Genomic DNA, 17,239 nt, shown 5'->3' with positions numbered 1-17,239 from the left:
AACCATCGAATAAGCATGAGCTGGGTAGCGGTCCGATACGCTCATTACTGTAGGGCATAGGTATCGGCTGTTTAATTCACCCTTTTATCTGTAGTAGTTATATGTTGCTTTGAAAATATTTTTTCATAAGGTGATGGTTTTATCATATGGAGTTGATCTTGATTCGACCATACCCAAAGTGGGTTTTTATTCGTAAATGATATCTTGATCAAATTAAGAAAAATATTTTTCAAAATCTATATTGATTATAAATATCTGTTTTTAAAGTATTTTATCTGTTTGTGATCTTGCTCAAAAATCCGTCTCAAGCCGCGTGGCGACTGGGTTTTTTCCGATTTTTCCAAAAAAATGAAATCCTTTTCAATAATCGAAAAATATTTTTCATTTTGATTTTTTTGGTTATAGTAATTTCCAAGTTAAGCGAACTGGTGAAGTGAGCGAAGTTCTTTACCTTATGTGAGAAAGACATAACCCGAAGAACAAAAAAGCTATCTCATCACGTTAAATATTTTTATTAAGTTATTTTTGGAGAACAAACATGAGCAATGTGCAATACGGAATCAGCCCACTAACTTGGACTAACGATGATATGCCTGAACTGGGCGGCGAGATCCCATTGGAAACATGTTTGAGTGAAATGGCTGAAGCGGGCTTCACTGGTACTGAGCTAGGGACTAAATACCCACGTGAGCCAGAAGTACTTATCCCTCTTCTAGAAAAACACGGCCTGGTTCTAGCTTCTGGCTGGTACAGCGGTAACTTGATGACGCTAACCGCAGAAGAAGAAATCGCGGCGATGCAAGAGCACATCAAGCTACTTAAAGCGGCTGGCTGTAAAGCGATGGTATTTGGTGAAGTGAGCAACACAGTTCACGGCGACATCAACACGCCTCTTTCTCAGCGCGTCATCCTGACTATGGATGAGTGGAAAACTTACTGTGAGAAGCTAACCACAGTTGCTGAGTACCTACTAAACGAGCACGACATCAAGCTGTCTTTCCACCATCACGTGGGCACCATCTGTGAAACAGAAGACGACATCAACATCATGATGGAGCTGACTGGCGATGCTGTTCACCTAACGCTGGACACTGGTCACATCACATACGGCGGCGGTAACCCTGTCACTATGATCAAGCGCTGGGGCCACCGCATCGGCCACATGCACTTTAAAGACCTACGTCTAGAAGTGATGAACGCCGCTCGCGATGCAGACAAATCATTCCTTAACGCAGTGCTTGATGGTGTATTCACCGTTCCTGGTACTGGCGACGTGGATTACGACGACGTGTTCGCTGCACTGAAAGAGCGCGACTACAAAGGCTGGCTACTGGTTGAAGCAGAGCAAGACCCTGCCAAAGCACACCCACTGACTTTCGCTAAAACAGCCTACGAGAACATCACTGGCTACGCGAACAAGTACGGCCTGTAACAAAGAACCCCTGGGGGTGATAGCCCCCTAAAGTATCCCCGGCTGCGCCATTTGGGAGGTGGGCCGGGGTAGGGATACCCCATCGGGTACTGATTATCGAGGAAGACAATGAATACTGTACGCCTGACTGTTGCTGAAGCGCTTGCTAAGTACCTTGCAGCACAAATGATTGAAATTGATGGAAAGAAAGAACAACTTTTCGGTACGGCCTTTGCGATTTTCGGTCACGGTAACGTGACGTGTTTTGGCCAGCAGCTAAAAAATATTGAAGATAAGATCCCAACCTGGCGCGGTCAGAACGAACAGTCGATGGCAACAGCGGCCATTGCGTATGCTAAGGCTAACCAGCGTCGCCGTATCGGTATTGCAACTAGCTCTATCGGCCCAGGTGCAACTAACATGGTTACCGCTGCCGGTATCGCTCACACTAACCGTCTACCTCTTCTACTTATTGCTGGTGACGCTTATGTTAGCCGTCTACCAGATCCAGTTTTGCAACAGCCGGAGAACTTCGAAGATCCGTCTGTAACTTCAAACGATGCCTTCAAGCCGCTAACTCGCTACTGGGACCGCGTACTATCGCCATCTCAGCTAATGCACACGCTGCCACAAGCGCTTGATACCATGCTTGACCCAGCCACTTGTGGCCCAGTATTCCTTGGCCTGCCACAAGATATCCAGGGCGTCGCTTACGATTTCCCTGAAGTGTTCTTCGCCGAGAAAGTTCACCGTATCCGCCGTCCAGAGCCTGAAATGGTTGTTCTGGAAGAAGCGAAAGAAATCCTGATGAAGGCGAAGAAGCCACTGATCATCTCAGGTGGCGGTGTGCACTACTCACTAGCGACTGATGAGCTAGCTGACTTTGCTGGCAAGCACAACATCCCTGTGGTCGAGACCATTGCTGGTCGCGCTACTATGCTACAGGACAACCCGCTGAACGCAGGCCCAATCGGTGTTACCGGTTCAAATTCTGCCAACCACATGGCTAACGAAGCGGACGTGGTACTGGCTATCGGTACCCGCCTGCAAGACTTCACGACTGGCTCTTGGTCTGTGTTCAAGAATCCAGAGATGAAGCTGGTCAGCATCAACGTGGCGAAATTCGATGCCATCAAGCACATGTCTTACCCAGTATTGGGCGATGCCAAAACATCGATGACCAAGCTGTCTGCACTACTTGGCGACTGGCGCTCAGGTGACGAGTGGTCGGCAAAAGCCAAAGCAGAAGCGGACGAGTGGAAAGAACTGGTTCACCGCCGTACTCACCCGCAAGAGGGTGATCTTCTTCCTGGCATGTCTTCTTACGCAGAAGTGATCGGCAAGCTAAACAAGTCGATGGAAAAAGGCGATACCGTACTGACGGCTGCAGGCGGCCTGCCAGCTGAGCTGTCAATGAACTGGCAGAACTACCAGATCGGTAAGTTCGATATCGACTTCGGTTACTCATGCATGGGTTATGAGATTGCCGGTGGCTGGGGCGCGAAAATTGCCAACCCAGACAACGACGTTGTAGTGCTAGTTGGTGACGGCTCATACCTTATCCAGAACTCAGACATCTACTCATCAGTACTGACTGGCCACAAGATGATTGTAGTGGTGTGTGACAACGGCGGTTTCGCGGTTATCAACAAACTACAGAACAACACCGGTAACGAGTCGTTCAACAACCTGCTTGAAGACTGCCGCCGCCCAGAAGGCGAGTTGGCCCGTGTCGATTTCGCCAAGCACGCCGAAGCACAAGGTGCGATTTCCGAGAAGCTGACCTCTGTCGACGAGTTCGATGCAGCATTCGCCCGCGCTAAAGAAGCTGACCGTACATACGTAATCGTGGTTGATATTGACCCAGTATCACCAGCGGCATGGTCTAAGTGTGACTGCTGGTGGGAAGTAGGTCTGCCTGAAGTGACTCGCAACGAGCACACCGCGAAGAAAGTCGCGGATTGGGAAGAAGGCCGAGCAACCCAGCGCCGTGGTGTATAGGGACGCGGTGTTCAAGCCCGGTTCCTAACATAAACGAATTCAGAACATTTAAATCTTAATATTTCCAATAATTTACCCGCAGGTATCACAGCTGGCTACACGAATAAAAAGCTGGTTGTGATGCCTGCCAAGGAGTGAACCATGTTTAATGAAGAACGTCATTTTGACCAACCAATCCGCTGGGCAATGGTAGGCGGCGGTCGTGGTAGCCAGATCGGTTACTCGCACCGTAATGCCGCACAGCGCGATGGCCTGTTCAAGTTGGTAGCCGGTGCATTCGACCTAGATCCAGCACGTTGCCGTGACTTCGGTGAAAACCTAGGTCTTGACGGCGACCGTTGCTACGCCAACTACAAAGAGATGTTCGAGCAAGAAGCACAGCGCGAAGACGGCATCCAGGCGGTATCTATCGCAACGCCAAACTCGACACACTACGAAATCTGTAAGGCGGCGCTAGAAGCAAACCTTCATGTAGTGTGTGAAAAGCCAATCACTTTCACTACGGAAGAAGCAGAAGAGCTAAAAACAATCGCTGCGCAGAACAACCGTGTTATCGGTGTGATGTACGGCTACAGCGGCTTCCCAATGGTCCAGCAGGCGCGTGAAATGGTTCAGCGTGGCGACCTAGGTGAAGTTCGCGTGATCAACATGCAGTTCGCCCACGGCTTCCACAACGAAGAGTACGAGCTAAACGATCCAGGCCTGAAGTGGCGTGTAAGCCCAGAAGTTTCTGGCCCAACTTACGTGCTAGGCGATATCGGCACACACGCATTCTACCTATGTGAAGTGATGACCGGTCTAGAAGTCGACCGTCTATCTTGCATGCGTCAGAGCTTCATCAAGTCGCGTACGCCGCTAGAAGATAACGCCCACGTGATGATGGAATTCAAAGGCGGTGCAGTCGGCACGCTTTGGGCATCAGCCGTTAACTCAGGCTCTATGCACCAGCAGAAGATCCGCATCGTAGGCTCTAAAGCGTCTATCGAGTGGTGGGACGAGCAGCCAAACCAGCTTCGCTACGAAGTTCAGGGTGAAGCACCACGCATTCTAGAGCGCGGCATGGGCTACCTGCACCAGGATGCACCGGGTGTTGCCGCTAACCGTGTTGGCGGTGGCCACGCAGAAGGTTACTTCGAGTCTTGGGCAAACCTATACCACCGCTTTGCACTGGCATTCGACGCGGCAGACCGCGACGACCAAGCAGCGCTTGCGGATATCTGGTTCCCAGGTATCGATGCCGGTATCGAAGGCGTACGCCTATGTGAGAAGTGCGTTGAGTCAGCAGACCAGAACGCAGCTTGGGTTGATTACGAGTAATAGGAACGGACCATGACAAAGATTGCACTTCAGCAAGACCGCAAGCTGGATGCCATCGTGTTGGGACGTGCGGGCGTAGACCTTTACGCCCGTGAATCAAACACGGACATGGCAGACATTTCAGGCTTCAACAAATTCGTCGGTGGCTCGGCTGCCAACATCGCAGTAGCTGTGAGCAAACTTGGCGGCAAGGTCGGGTTTATAGGCTGCGTTGCTGATGATGCCTTCGGTGGCTATGTGAAGCAGTACATGTCAGGCCAGGGCATCAACCTAGACGGCATGATGACAGACAACTCGGGCTCGCGCACTTCTGTTGCCTTTACCGAGATGAAGCCAAGCGACTGCACAGTATTGATTTACCGTAACAAAGCGTCTGACTTGACCATCAAGCCAGAGCAGGTAGACCCAGAGTACATCGCGAGCTCGAAAGTGTTGGTAGTAACCGGTACTGCGCTTTCTGAAAGCCCAAGCCGTGAAGCCACACTGATTGCGATGGAACATGCGCGCCGCAGCAACACACTGGTTGTACTTGACGTTGATTACCGCCCGTATTCTTGGCGCACCGATGTTGACGCGTCCATCTACTACGGAATCGCAGCTGGCTTGTCCGATATCGTTATCGGCAACCGCGAAGAATTCGACATGATGGAAACCGTGTTGGCTCCGGGCAACAAAGATGACGATGCAACGGCAGAGCGCTTCCTGCGAGCTAATACCCAGGTTGTCGTGATCAAAGCCGGTGAGTTTGGCTCTAAAGTCTACTGCCGCGACGGTCACAAGTTCCAGCAAGGTATTTTCCGCGTTGAGGTTCAGAAGCCATTTGGCTCGGGCGACTCATTCGCTGGCGGCCTAATTTGGACACTGGTAAATGGCGGCGAATTGGAAGACGGCGTCAAGCATGGTTCAGCGGCTGCAGCGATTAACGTTAGCGGCAACAGTTGTACCGAAGCGATGCCAACCAAAGAGCAGTTATTCGACTTTATTGAGACCAGAGAGCAAAGCCTTTAACTAGCGCCAAGCGTTAAGGAAGGGTCATTTTGGTCAGCCGGGCCAGTATCGCATGGCTTATCAGTCTTCCATCGGTACATACCATCGAGGTCCGGCTTTTTTATTCCCCCAAGCCTATAGCGATAGGCGCCGATTAACAGAATCAGATAATTAAAAGGCTGCACTGACTAATCAAAAACAATAAGTCGGGCAGTGAGGAGAGAGCCATGGGTAAGCATATCCCGCCGTTTGATAACAAGAACCAACCAATCATCGATATTAACGACGAAGTGACACCTCTATGTTACTTCAACCAAGTTCGCCTAGCGCAGGGCGAACAACACCAGCATGTTGTCGAGGGCTATGAATCTGTCATCGTCCTGGCTGGCGGTACCTGTTCAATCACAGTGACCAATGGCGAGAAGACCGAAGTATACGACAACATCGGTAAGCGTAAATCGGTGTGGGATGGCAATCCTGAAGCGGTATATGTCCCGCTTGGCTATAGCGCAACCGTTGATTGTGTTAGCGACACCGCTGATGTGATGATTGCGGGCGGTAAGTTCGAGCAGTCTCTGGAACCTTTCTGCATCCGCGAAGAGAATGTCGATATCGTTCAGTACGGCTCTGATGACACCAAAACCCACCGTAAGATCAAACACGTACTGGGTCAGTCAAACTCTGACAACCGTGGCCGCCTATTGGTGAGCGAGTTGTTTACCGTCGGTGCCGGTGGTTGGTCTGGTTTCCCTCCTCACAAGCATGATGAAGACCGCGTTAAGCCTGACGGCAGCAAAGAAACTTTGTACGAAGAAGTGTACCAGTTCCGTTTCAACCCAGATTTCGGATTCGGTGCCCAGTTCCTGTACGAGCACGAAGACGATTTCGGCCCGGTGTACCACGTGCGCACCGGCTCTGTGATTGCTATCGACAAAGGCTACCACCCAAGCGTCGCGGCACCTGGCTACGAAATGTATTACTTCACCATCATCGTGGGCAAAACAGAAAAGTCGCTGATCCAGCACTTTGACCCGCACCACGAATACCAAGTAGAGACGATCCCTGGCATCAAGGACATGATCGCCAAGTTCAAATAACACGGAGGCTTACTAATATGCTCGTTAACCTAAAAGATCTTTTGCCAGAGGCTGCAGCCTCCGATTATGCCGTACCTTGCTTCAATGTGTTTGGTTACGAAGATGCCCGTGCCGTGGTAGAAGCGGCAGAAGAAGTGAACAAGCCAGTGATCCTCGCTTGCAACAAAGATGTGGCTGATTTCTACGGCGTTGAGACCGCAGCGGCGATGTTCCTGACCTTGGCGAAAAACAGCACGGTGCCAGTATGTTTGCACCTAGATCATACCTACGAGGAAGAGATCGTTTATCGTGCCCTGAAGGCGGGTTTCAGCTCAGTGATGTTCGATGGCTCTCAGCTATCGCTGGAAGAAAACATTGCCCGTACCCGCGCGGTGGCAGACGTTGCCCACGCAATGGGTGCTTCAGTTGAAGGCGAGATTGGCTCGGTGCCTTACGATGAAGGCCGTGACCACATCAAATCTATCTATACCGAAGCAGAAGAAGCGGCACGTTTTGCCAAAGAAAGTGGTGCCGACTGTGTGGCCGTTTCAGTAGGTAACGTACACCGCCTTACCGAGCCGACTTGTACCATCGATTTTGGCCGCTTGGACAAGATCGCCAGCATGGTCGATGTCCCGTTGGTTATCCATGGTACGAGTGGGATCCGTAACGAAGACATGGAAGTGCTCAAGCGCACCCGCGTATCGAAATTCAACATCGGTACTTGTCTGCGTCAAGCACTGGGCCATGGTCTGCGTGATTTCATGAATGAAGAGCCAGAGAAATTTGACCGCATTTACTTCATGAAGAAGGCAATGCCTGCGGTGAAGGAAGAGGCGATTCGTAATTTCAAACTACTGTCGTAATAAATGTCGTGACCATTTGCCCTGTTAATACAGGGCATTTTTTTCGCAGGAGAGCATCAATATATGGAAGTAACCGAGCTTGTTCCCACCGATTTAGACACCCTCAAAGATCACATTGTCCGTCGCTACGACGATTTAAGCCCGCGCCTGCAACAGGTGGCTGACTTTGCCATGGCCCAGCCAATGCTGGTCGCGGTTGAAACCATGGTGACCATTGCCGAGCAGGCCAATGTGCCGCTGTCTACCCTAAGCCGCTTTTCTAATGCGATGGGTTTCTCTGGGTTCAGTTCGATGCAAGCTGTCTTCCGCGAACACTACTTCAACCGCCCGCGGGATTATAAAGAGCGGGTGCGCAAGGCGAGAAACGAGGCTGAATTTGGCCCCGATTCCGCTGCGGCTATTTTCCATGATTTCGGCGCGGCAAATATCGAGGCTTTAGAGCAGCTGCAAATCACGGTATCACCGCAAAAGCTGGATAGGGCTGTGGCTTTGCTTGAAGGGGCAGGGACGATTTATATCCAAGGTATGCGACGAGCCTACCCCGTTGCTTTCTATCTCTGGTATGCCTTGATGAAATCAAACAACAACGTTGTGCTGGTTGATGACAACGGCGGCATGCTATCGCCGCTGACCCGCCAGATGAACGAAAAAGATGTCTTGGTCACTTTCACCTTCAGCCCTTATGCTCCGGAAACCACCGACGTTATTGAGCTGGCTTACAAAAAGAATGTGCCGATTATTGCCATTACCGACAACCAGATGATGGAGCAGGGCAACAAGATGGATGTCTGCTTCGAGGTGCAGGAAGGGGATAATTTAGGCTTCCGCTCGCTGAGTTGCTCGGTCTATCTGGCCCAGACACTGGCGGTGAGTTTGATGTGCAAAGATACCAATTAGAGCCTCGCATGAGGCTCTAATTTTATTGATTGGATTCACTAACAGCGGTTATTCGCCACACTCTTCATTGAGGTAGGCTACCGCAACCGTTTGGGCTTCGGCATTGGTGTTTAACCTCTGGCCACAATGCTGATAATGCGGGGATAATCATGCCCACTTTATGCTGTAAACCTTCGAAGGTAAAATGATGTATCTGATTTATGTTATAGACACTAAAGTGGTTTAAAGTAGACAGGCTGTAAATGGATTCATATACCCAAATGGAAGGGGAATATCGCAATGAGAAAGTTAACGGGATCAACGTTAGTTCAAAAAGAGGCACTGTTATTGGTGTCTTTGGTATTTATCGTTGTTTTTTTGATTTTTGTTCTTGTCTCTGGTGTTTATAAAGAAAACCTTTTCGCGTTACTCATACCTATATTTGTGAGTGCTGTGGCTTTTATTTTATATAAGAGAAAACTCAGTGATGTGTCATCTGAAGTAATAGATTATGGCGATTACTTACTGTTTAAGAAAGGTGGTACGAGCCAGCTTGTCGATTTCAATGAAATTAAGCACGTCTACGGAGAGAAAGGAAAACCGGAAAGAATCATTATTGAGCTTAAAGAAAGCGGCACTATAGGGAAAAGCCTTGTATTTGCGGCTCCCGATAGGATTTTTCAATATACAGAGCATCCACTTGTGATTGAGCTAAGAGCGCGAATGGAAGCTACTTAACCATTTGGATATCGACGCCAAGCAACAATTAGCGCATGCGCTGAGCCAATATCGGGGCGCGTTTATCTTGGTAAGCCATGATCAGGACTTTGCAAGGGCGATTGAGTTTGAGCAGCAATTGAACTTGGCTAAAAGGAGATAGACAGCCTGCTTAAAGTAGAAAGCTGATAGGCTTGGCATGGTTTCAGAGCCTATCGTAAAAATACACATCCTATGACTTGAGAAACACCCCGGCAAAATGCACCAAGCGGGCTTGGTTTAGCTCATTGGCCGCCCCGCTGACCCCTGCCACTGCCGTTAGCTTTCCATCGAGGTACAGGGGAATAGCTAGGCAATTGAGGTTGGGCTCAGCCTGCTCTAAATCCAAGGCATAACCTTGCTCTTTCACTTGGCTTAGCTCTTGTTCTAAGGGTGGGGGGATTTGACCGCCCAAACGTAGAGAGCGTTTCAACTCCTCATCAAAAGCCAAAAATACTTTGCCTATCGCTGAGGTTGCTAGGCCTTCGCGTTTACCTCGTGGGCTGCGGATAGTCAGAGGGTTGGCACGCTCAATTGCATCAATATAGAGGTATTCTTGGCTGCCGCTTTGTACGGCTAGGTAAGCGGTATTGTCGGTAAGCTGGGCCATATGTTTGAGCAAAGGGGCGAAGTGTTGGCGGATAGACTCGTCATGTTGCTCTAACGGTTTGGATAATTCCCTTAAACGCAGGCCAAGGGCGTATCCCTGTTTGCTGCGGTTGATATAGCCAAGGTTGCTCATGGTCGCAAGGATGCCGTGCACAGTACTCTTGCTCAGGGATAAAGCCTTGCTGATTTCCTGCAGGGATAGCGGTTTGCCTGCTAGCGAGAGAAGCTCAAGCATGGCAAAGCCGCGCTCAATAGATTGGATCGTTTTAGGCTCTTTGGTATTGAGCTCTTTTGTCTTGGTCTCTTGGGTTTTGGTTTTGTTAGTTTTAGTTTCTTTGGCCAAAATGGATCCTCAACTACAGCACTTTATCAATATTGCTGACCAGATAGTCGATCAGTGTCCTGACTCGAGTTGGGAGGTATTCTCTTGACGAGTAATAGACCCAAACTTGAATCGGCTCTCCCCAGTAGTTCTCTAGCAGCGGCACCACTTGGTTTTGCTCCAGCTCTTGTTTGAACATCCAAGTGCCCAAGCAACTGATGCCGGCACTGGCCAAGGTGGCTTGCTTGGCTGCCCGGAAATGGTTGACGATAAGCTTGCCCTTGGGCTCGTAGAGCTTGTTGCCTTCACCATCATTTAACCGCCAACCGTGGAATCGACCTGATGTAATAGAGCGCACTGGAATACATTTGTGCGCATCCAGCGCCTTGATGGTGGTCGGCTTGCCATGGCGCGCCAAATACTCGGGAGTCGCAAACACCCCGATACCCACCTCAAACAGCCGCCGCGCGATCAGGCGCGAGTCTTGGTTAATCGCAGTGCCGATACCCAGATCAAAACCGTGCTCAACTAGATCTACGACACGATCATCAAAATGAAGATCACAGGTGATCTCCGGATAGGCTTCCATGAAGTCCAAGATCAACGGCAGGATATGTTCTTGCCCGATGGAGCTAGCGGGCAGGTTGATCTTGAGTGTGCCGCTGAGGCTTTGCGAGTCATCGGTGATCCGTTCGATGGTGTGCTGGATAGATTCGACAGAAGGCGTGAGGCTATCAAACAACTGCTCGCCCATCTGGGTCAGGCTTAGCGAGTGGGACGAGCGGTGGAACAGCTTAACCTGCCACTCTTCTTCCAATTTACCAATGGCTTTGCTGACTGCTGGTGCGGAGATCCCCAGTGCCCTTGCAGCCTTGGCAAAACTGCCGGTTTTGGCAACCTGGATAAAAATGGGAAGCTGGGTCGGTAATGCTTTCATTAACTAATGGTTACCTTGCTAATAACTCAATGCACACTACAGGTTAATGAGGATTTGTTCAATACTGTATCCAACACAGCAAAGTTCAACATAACAGCAGAGATGAGCGAGACAGATTATGACCATGCCAACCCTACATCAACTGATTATAAACGGTGATATTGACGGCTTTCGTCAAGCCATTGAGATGAAGGCTGATGTGAACCAGCTTGATCCGGTGATGGGCAATTCACCGATGCACATTGCCGCGCAGCAAGACTCTGCAAGTTGGGTTGAGGCGTTGCTGGCTGCTGGGGCATTTATCAACCTGCAAACGCCCAAGCATGGCGTGACCCCGTTGATGGTCGCGGTGTGGCACCGCAAGCCGTCCGTGGTCGAGGCTTTGCTCAAGCAGCCAGAAGTGAATGTCGAGATTGTCTCTACCTTTGGCCTGAAAGCCGAGCAGCTGGTGGATTTTGGTGCGTCAGAGCAAGATGTTTTTGGCTTGCAACAGGCCGATCAACTTCGCCAGTTATTTGATGCCTACCGCGATCAGCGATCTCGTTCTCAAGCTCAGCTAAGTGCCTACCAGCTAGTGACGGATAACAGCTTGGATGATGAGGAAAAGGCTCGCCAGCTCAAGGCTCATTTCCAGGGAATAACGGATAACGCCATGCTCAACACCCCATCGGCAATTACTAGCTCGGGTAATGATGAGCATACGGCGGTGATGGTCGCTGCCCGTGACGGGTTGGTCGAAAGCCTCAAGGTACTGATGGAGCAAGGTGGCGATCAGACAGTGCCGGATCATTACATGAAAGCCATTCCGCTGCATAAAGCCGCCTATAACGGCAGGGCTGATGTGATAGAACTGCTGTCACACTATCCGGGCTTCAAGGAGACCTTGGACGCACAAGGGCCGAACAACGGTTATACCCCGCTGCATGATGCCGTTTGGCACGGTCATACTGAAGCGGCAGCGAAGCTCATTGCATTTGGTGCCAGAACAGATTTAACCGGCTTTGACGGTAAAACACCGCTCGAGTTGGCAAGAGAATATCAGTATTCATCGATTGTTGAGATGTTGGAGAAAAAAGCATGAAAGTCCTCGTCGTTTACTGGCACCCAGAGCCAAAAAGTTTCAACGGTGCAATGTTCAACCAAGCAGTGTCAGCACTAGAAGCGGCTGGTCACGAGGTCGAAACCTCCGACCTTCATGCTATGGACTTTAATCCGGTTTCGGGCCGTCATAACTTCCAAACGGTTAGAGATCCTGAGTTCTTCAAGCAACAACTGGAAGAGATGCATGCTAGCGATCACGATAGCTTTGCCCCTGAACTTGAGACGGAAATTCAGAAAGTTGAGTGGTGTGATTTGCTGATTTTCCAATTCCCGCTGTGGTGGTTTAGCATGCCGGCAGTGATGAAGGGCTGGGTAGAGCGCGTGTTTGCCATGGGGCGCACATACGGCGGTGGCCGCTTCTATGATAACGGGGTGTTCAAAGGCAAGAAAGCCATGCTGAGCCTAACTATGGGGGGCGGGGAGGATATCTACGTCAAAGGTGGCTGGAACGGTGATCTGGAAGGGATCTTACGCCCTATCCATCGCGGTATTTTGGAGTTCAATGGCTTTGAGGTGCTGGAGCCTTTCTCGGTATTCGGCCCTGCACGAATGAGCCAGGAGCAGCGTGTAGCTGAGCTCGAAAGATACGCTGCGAGATTGCAAAACATCTTCGCTGACCCTGCGATGGCGGTCGGTCAGTATTAACTTGATACCCATCTAACGCTGAAAAAGCAGAATAGTACTGATGACATTAACAATAAATTATGTTTTGGCTGTATTCATTTTGGAGGTTTCGATATGATTTATACCTAAATAAAATAATGCCGCAAAAGCCTGCGGCTTAATGTGGTCGGCGGTGATGATCCTGGACAGTGATATAAAATTACAGCGAGTCAGTGTGATTTATGTTCTCCCTCTTGTATTGATATTTTTTACTGTGCTGTATGCCAGTGAAAGGAGTATCGAGGAAGCGACGAGAACTATCGCCCAGAATTTTGTCGATACTGCAGAGCGGGTGATTGCTGGTGTTGAAATTGAAAACCGGACTAATTTGCTATATCCGGAAGACTGCCGCCGTATTCAGCAAAATTTGCGCTACGAGCGTGATATTGAAGAGCTTCAAATTGTTTCGGCCAATCAGGTCCACTGCTCATCAATAAGAAGTGATAACCCCAATCCGCTCATTAGGCCAGAGGCTCTTTCTGAAGAAATTGTTTATCTTTATTCTCTGCCCGTCGAGGGAATGGGGGAGTCTATCGTTGTGGTCACTCGTTCAAATGAAGACGAGCGATACATGGCGATGGCGCTGGTGGATAGGGATTACATGCGCGCCACGGTCGGTTACCGCAACGACCACCGTGTAAAAAGCGCTGTCTTAATTATGAACGGCGAGGCTACAACGCCAGCTGATATGCTGGCTGCTACCAACCCTTCATACATGGCGTCTTCCTCCCTGTACGGTTTCGAGGTATTTGTAGAAGCAAGCGATCAGTTGGTGGAGGAAAAACGGGTATTCTATGCGCTTGTCTCTATCCCGGTATCTATGGCGGTACTGCTGGTTATGGTGGTGTCGCGATTTCTGCTCAAACGCAATCGGTCGATGTTCTTCCAGCTGAAACAGGCGCTTATTCGCCGTGAGTTTGTGTTGCAATACCAGCCGCAAGTCGATGCCAACACCCTTGAAGTAAAGGGTGTTGAAGCCCTTGTCAGGTGGCAGCATCCTGAAAAGGGGATGTTATATCCGGACGTCTTTATTCCTCTGATGGAAGAATTCGGCTTGATCAATGGCCTGACGGATTACGTGATTGATGCGTCTCTCAAGGACTTATCCGCCATACAGTTGCCCGAAGGGTTTCATCTTGGCCTCAATGTCCCACCAAGTTACATCAAAGCGCCTGCTCGCTGGGTGTATTTGCGGCAAAAGCACCGGGAATTTGCCGCTAAGGGCATTAGACTAGGGCTTGAAGTGACGGAGAGGCAGTTTCTTGATAAGGAAGCGAGAATTGCCTTGGAAACCATGCGTCAGGTAGGTATAGAGATTTTATTGGATGATTTCGGCACGGGGCAAACCTCGCTGTCGGTTCTGCAGGAAACCAAGATTGATTTTTTGAAAATCGACAAATGCTTCGTTGACTCCATCGGCCATGAGAGCGTGAATACTCCGGTGCTTAACGCGATAATCAACCTAGGCAAGCTGCTGGGTGTGACTATGGTGGCCGAGGGGGTGGAGAATGAAATACAGGCTAATTATTTGCTTGAACGAGGCGTGGTGCTTCAGCAAGGATATTATTATAGCAAACCTAAAGAAATTGGCGATATTGATATTCGCTTGAGTCATAAACCTGAGCTTATTAGCGCCCTACTCTGAAAAAGTATCTACTTGTCGCTTCATTTGCGGTACTGATCCGAGGTTAAGCGATACTTTTCAGAACTCAGTAAACAGAGCGGTTGTCGATGGCATCATCCCAGCGCTCTATCTCTTTTGGCATAACAGGCTTCAGATTCCCTGCTTGTTATTGAGTGACCCGCCTCAGCTTGCTCTTGGCCTTATCGAACATAAAAGGAATAAGGAAGATAGCGAAACAGACCAGCCAAGGGCGCACATCATCTTTGACGTATAGACTATACCCAGCCGCAGCCAGCAGGTAGATAAAAGGGATAGTCTTGCTGTGTGTCTTGAGGAATCGCAAAGCCAGAAAATAACACGCAATGGCATTTAAACCCAGCCATATTAACGATTCTGTTGCCCCAATTGAATTGCTCATTGGCGCAGGTAGGTATACCTGAGAGTAACCGCTCATAGGGGAAATCACGCTAGCAGCTAAATGAATACTGATTCCCGCACTCAGTCCAGCGGCAATAGGTTTACTGTAATTGGATCGCAGCAATACCATTACAAGTAATGGCAGCAGTATGCTGTGGGTGAGGATAGAGCGGTGATGGAGCAGGGACATCAGGTGTTTATCAACATCAGGCCAATATAGGCCGAGGTATAGAAACAGCGCGAAAACCACCAAGAGTAAGTGCTTCATGAAATGTCCCTTTCAAAAGGAAAATAATAACTTAGCTTGGCGGGAGGGGGTAGAGGGGAAATTGCGTGTATTAAGAATAGGGCAAGATATCATTTGCTGTATCCTTTAACTGGTATGTTTTGTTGTGAGTGCTGTTTGCTATAATTTCCGTTTTTATTTGAATTAAAGTACTGATAGATATATGAATAAAGATGTTGTTGCGGGCCAAGCGGTGTACTCGAAGAAAGTCCTCTCAATCTATGACCTCTGGGTTTTAGGCTTTTCCAACCACTACCTATGGAAATGCCCAACACGTCTAATCAGCCAGCAGTTTGCCGATTTAGTTACAGCTAACCACCTTGATGTCGGGGTGGGTACAGGGTATTACCTGAAGCAAAACTTGACGGCTGGTGGCCAAAGAATTGCGTTGGTTGATCTGAATGAAAACAGCCTCGAGTCAACGGCGAAAGCCATTGAGCACTTTAAGCCTGAGGTCTACTGCCGCAATGTGCTCGAGCCGTTTGGGCTGGGGTGTGAGAGGTTTGACTCGGTAAGCATAAACTACCTGCTGCACTGCCTGCCGGGAAGCATGTCTGAAAAAAGCATCGTTTTCTCGCACATTAGGGAGGTAATGAATACTGGTGGAACGGTATTTGGCAGTACGATTCTCGGCCAGGGGACGTCGAAAAATGCCTTCGCCGAGAAACTGATGTCGTTCTATAACAAGAAAGGTATATTCTGTAATAAGAACGATGAACTTGGCGCTTTAGAACAGGCCCTGCATCAGTACTTTTCGAATGTGAAGGTAGAAGTGATTGGTTGTGTCGCCCTGTTCTCGGCAACCAAAGCATAATAAATTAATGCTCTGTTGTGAGCTTTTTTCAAAGAGAAAACCAATGATCCAATGGCCTTGTATATTCAAACTCGACGGTGACGATGAGCTGCTTTATCTCGCCTCGGAAGCGAGCCTCATCGCTGAGTTTGAGTCCCTTATCTGGAGTGATGATGACTATCTAGTAGATAGTCAGGGGCAAGGCTATAAGGTGCGCGAGGCTCAAGCGGGCGTTTTTGCCTATGAGCCTTGCGGCAGACCGTTCTCTGTCTCACAAGTTACCGATCTCATTCAGGCTCACGAGTTTTCAAAAGCAGAAGTCTGCCTGACTAAGATTCAGTTTTTAACTGTCAGTGAGGCGATAAGAGCTTTGGCGAATTAGCGATATGGCTTAGCGATATCACTCAGCGTGTTGTCCTAAAACCATCGCTCCAAACCAGCGCCCGATAGCAAGGACCAATAGTATCGCTGCATTCAGAAGAATGAACCGCAAGCAGGAGGACTGATTGTCCGTCAAAATCTATCGTTTTCCATTTATTGGCGAGAAATTCATAGGGTTTTCCATCAACCACTACCCATAAGAAGGTGCCACCTGAACCACCCCACATGGAAGCCGACGTTGAGCAAGAGAACTGCGATGCGTCCACGATTTCTTCTGGTTGGCCGTCACCGGTAAAGTCATGGTGTGAGATGGCCTGTTCAGTTGCATAGAATTCGCCATCCTCAAATCTGGCACATTCTTCCTTAGCATTTTGAAAAATCTCGCTCGCGGCTTGGGACTGCTCTGCGCCAAAAGCCAATGGGGACAAACAAAGAAAAATTAGGCTGATAGATAGAAGTGGCTTCATTCAAACTTTCCTATTTTCACTGCACGACACATTAAATGTAGCAATGAAGAGTGAAAAGCCGTTTATAAGATAGCTCTATTCATGTAGAGATCTTGCAGCGATTAATGACGATTGGAGAGGGTGGCAAATCAAGCATGGAGAGTTGGTAACGCCAAACGGATGGACGTTAACGCCAGACAGGATCGTAACGGGGAATGCTCTTTTACAAATCGATGCCGAGAGTGATCAATGCAGAGAGTAATAGGGAGATGAAGGCTGCGATTACCAGAATTGCTAGGATGATTAAAAAAAGTTGTCTTCAAATTAGTACTCTGATTAATGGCTTTTTCGGTTAATTTCATCACTGGAA

18 protein-coding genes are annotated in these 17,239 nt (G+C 49.1%); 14 read left to right on the top strand and 4 right to left on the bottom strand.

The features are described 5' to 3' along the window. Positions 1–538 precede the first annotated feature (538 nt). The 8 genes from iolE to R2X38_RS12065 all read left to right on the top strand — a co-directional run bounded on the left by iolE (position 539) and on the right by R2X38_RS12065 (position 9,272). Positions 539–1,432: a myo-inosose-2 dehydratase gene (gene iolE, locus R2X38_RS12100; protein ID WP_317522492.1), complete on the top strand. Its 894-nt coding sequence runs from the start codon at positions 539–541 to the stop codon at positions 1,430–1,432. A 108-nt stretch (positions 1,433–1,540) separates the two neighbouring features. After that, the gene (iolD, locus tag R2X38_RS12095; protein ID WP_317522491.1) at positions 1,541–3,412 is read left to right on the top strand and encodes a 3D-(3,5/4)-trihydroxycyclohexane-1,2-dione acylhydrolase (decyclizing); all 1,872 of its coding nucleotides are present in this window, start codon (positions 1,541–1,543) and stop codon (positions 3,410–3,412) included. A 141-nt stretch (positions 3,413–3,553) separates the two neighbouring features. Continuing rightward, positions 3,554–4,729 carry a Gfo/Idh/MocA family protein gene (locus R2X38_RS12090; protein ID WP_107298719.1) on the top strand — a complete coding sequence of 392 codons (1,176 nt, stop codon included), beginning with the start codon at positions 3,554–3,556 and terminating at the stop codon, positions 4,727–4,729. Positions 4,730–4,741: 12 nt separating this feature from the next. Further along, positions 4,742–5,737 (top strand): 5-dehydro-2-deoxygluconokinase, encoded by a 996-nt coding sequence (gene iolC / locus R2X38_RS12085; protein WP_317522490.1) that lies wholly within the window; start codon positions 4,742–4,744, stop codon positions 5,735–5,737. A 206-nt stretch (positions 5,738–5,943) separates the two neighbouring features. Continuing rightward, positions 5,944–6,813, top strand: a complete 870-nt coding sequence (locus R2X38_RS12080) for a 5-deoxy-glucuronate isomerase (RefSeq protein WP_107298717.1) — start codon at positions 5,944–5,946, stop codon at positions 6,811–6,813. 17 nt (positions 6,814–6,830) lie between these two features. Further along, positions 6,831–7,658, top strand: coding sequence for a ketose-bisphosphate aldolase (locus R2X38_RS12075; RefSeq protein ID WP_187459937.1), 828 nt, complete (start codon positions 6,831–6,833; stop codon positions 7,656–7,658). Between the two features lie 63 nt (positions 7,659–7,721). Continuing rightward, entirely contained in the window at positions 7,722–8,555 is an 834-nt protein-coding gene (locus tag R2X38_RS12070) for a MurR/RpiR family transcriptional regulator (protein ID WP_317522489.1), read from the top strand. A gap of 279 nt (positions 8,556–8,834) precedes the next feature. Beyond that, a complete protein-coding gene (locus R2X38_RS12065; protein ID WP_317522488.1) occupies positions 8,835–9,272 on the top strand; it encodes a hypothetical protein in 438 nt (145 codons plus the stop codon). A gap of 211 nt (positions 9,273–9,483) precedes the next feature. Here the strand turns inward: R2X38_RS12065 and R2X38_RS12060 are convergent, their stop codons facing one another. Both R2X38_RS12060 and R2X38_RS12055 read right to left on the bottom strand, forming a co-directional pair. Further along, complete coding sequence (locus R2X38_RS12060; protein WP_317522796.1) at positions 9,484–10,161, bottom strand: IclR family transcriptional regulator; 678 nt, start codon at positions 10,159–10,161, stop codon at positions 9,484–9,486. A gap of 94 nt (positions 10,162–10,255) precedes the next feature. Continuing rightward, entirely contained in the window at positions 10,256–11,158 is a 903-nt protein-coding gene (locus R2X38_RS12055; RefSeq protein WP_317522487.1) for a LysR family transcriptional regulator, read from the bottom strand. Positions 11,159–11,276: 118 nt separating this feature from the next. On the opposite strand from R2X38_RS12055, the gene R2X38_RS12050 reads away from it, so the two are divergent. The 3 genes from R2X38_RS12050 (at position 11,277) to R2X38_RS12040 (ending at position 14,567) form a co-directional block, all read left to right on the top strand. Further along, positions 11,277–12,239, top strand: coding sequence for an ankyrin repeat domain-containing protein (locus R2X38_RS12050; RefSeq protein WP_317522486.1), 963 nt, complete (start codon positions 11,277–11,279; stop codon positions 12,237–12,239). Next, complete coding sequence (locus R2X38_RS12045; protein WP_317522485.1) at positions 12,236–12,904, top strand: NAD(P)H-dependent oxidoreductase; 669 nt, start codon at positions 12,236–12,238, stop codon at positions 12,902–12,904. Before R2X38_RS12050 ends, R2X38_RS12045 begins: the two co-directional genes overlap by 4 nt. 193 nt (positions 12,905–13,097) lie before the next feature. Next, on the top strand, positions 13,098–14,567 hold the full coding sequence (locus R2X38_RS12040; protein WP_317522484.1) for an EAL domain-containing protein: 1,470 nt from the start codon (positions 13,098–13,100) through the stop codon (positions 14,565–14,567). A 145-nt stretch (positions 14,568–14,712) separates the two neighbouring features. On the opposite strand, the gene R2X38_RS12035 is transcribed toward R2X38_RS12040, so the two are convergent. Continuing rightward, the gene (locus R2X38_RS12035; RefSeq protein WP_317522483.1) at positions 14,713–15,231 is read right to left on the bottom strand and encodes a hypothetical protein; all 519 of its coding nucleotides are present in this window, start codon (positions 15,229–15,231) and stop codon (positions 14,713–14,715) included. A gap of 181 nt (positions 15,232–15,412) precedes the next feature. Here R2X38_RS12035 and R2X38_RS12030 point away from each other — a divergent pair, with 181 nt between their 5' ends. Together R2X38_RS12030 and R2X38_RS12025 are read left to right on the top strand one after the other, a co-directional pair. Further along, positions 15,413–16,063 carry a class I SAM-dependent methyltransferase gene (locus tag R2X38_RS12030; RefSeq protein WP_317522482.1) on the top strand — a complete coding sequence of 217 codons (651 nt, stop codon included), beginning with the start codon at positions 15,413–15,415 and terminating at the stop codon, positions 16,061–16,063. A 43-nt stretch (positions 16,064–16,106) separates the two neighbouring features. Continuing rightward, a complete protein-coding gene (locus tag R2X38_RS12025) occupies positions 16,107–16,424 on the top strand; it encodes a DUF4144 family protein (protein ID WP_317522481.1) in 318 nt (105 codons plus the stop codon). Positions 16,425–16,446: 22 nt separating this feature from the next. On the opposite strand, the gene R2X38_RS12020 is transcribed toward R2X38_RS12025, so the two are convergent. Continuing rightward, positions 16,447–16,890 carry a hypothetical protein gene (locus R2X38_RS12020; protein WP_317522480.1) on the bottom strand — a complete coding sequence of 148 codons (444 nt, stop codon included), beginning with the start codon at positions 16,888–16,890 and terminating at the stop codon, positions 16,447–16,449. 100 nt (positions 16,891–16,990) lie between these two features. Between R2X38_RS12020 and R2X38_RS12015 the strand changes: the two genes are divergently transcribed. Further along, complete coding sequence (locus tag R2X38_RS12015) at positions 16,991–17,131, top strand: DUF3653 domain-containing protein (protein ID WP_317522795.1); 141 nt, start codon at positions 16,991–16,993, stop codon at positions 17,129–17,131. The last annotated feature ends 108 nt before the right edge of the window (positions 17,132–17,239 follow it).

It is taken from the genome of Photobacterium rosenbergii (genome assembly GCF_033022775.1).
Classification (GTDB): Bacteria; Pseudomonadota; Gammaproteobacteria; order Enterobacterales; family Vibrionaceae; genus Photobacterium; species Photobacterium rosenbergii_A.
The sequence above is the reverse complement of the archived record's forward strand: the minus strand, read 5'-3'. Positions and strand labels throughout refer to the sequence as shown.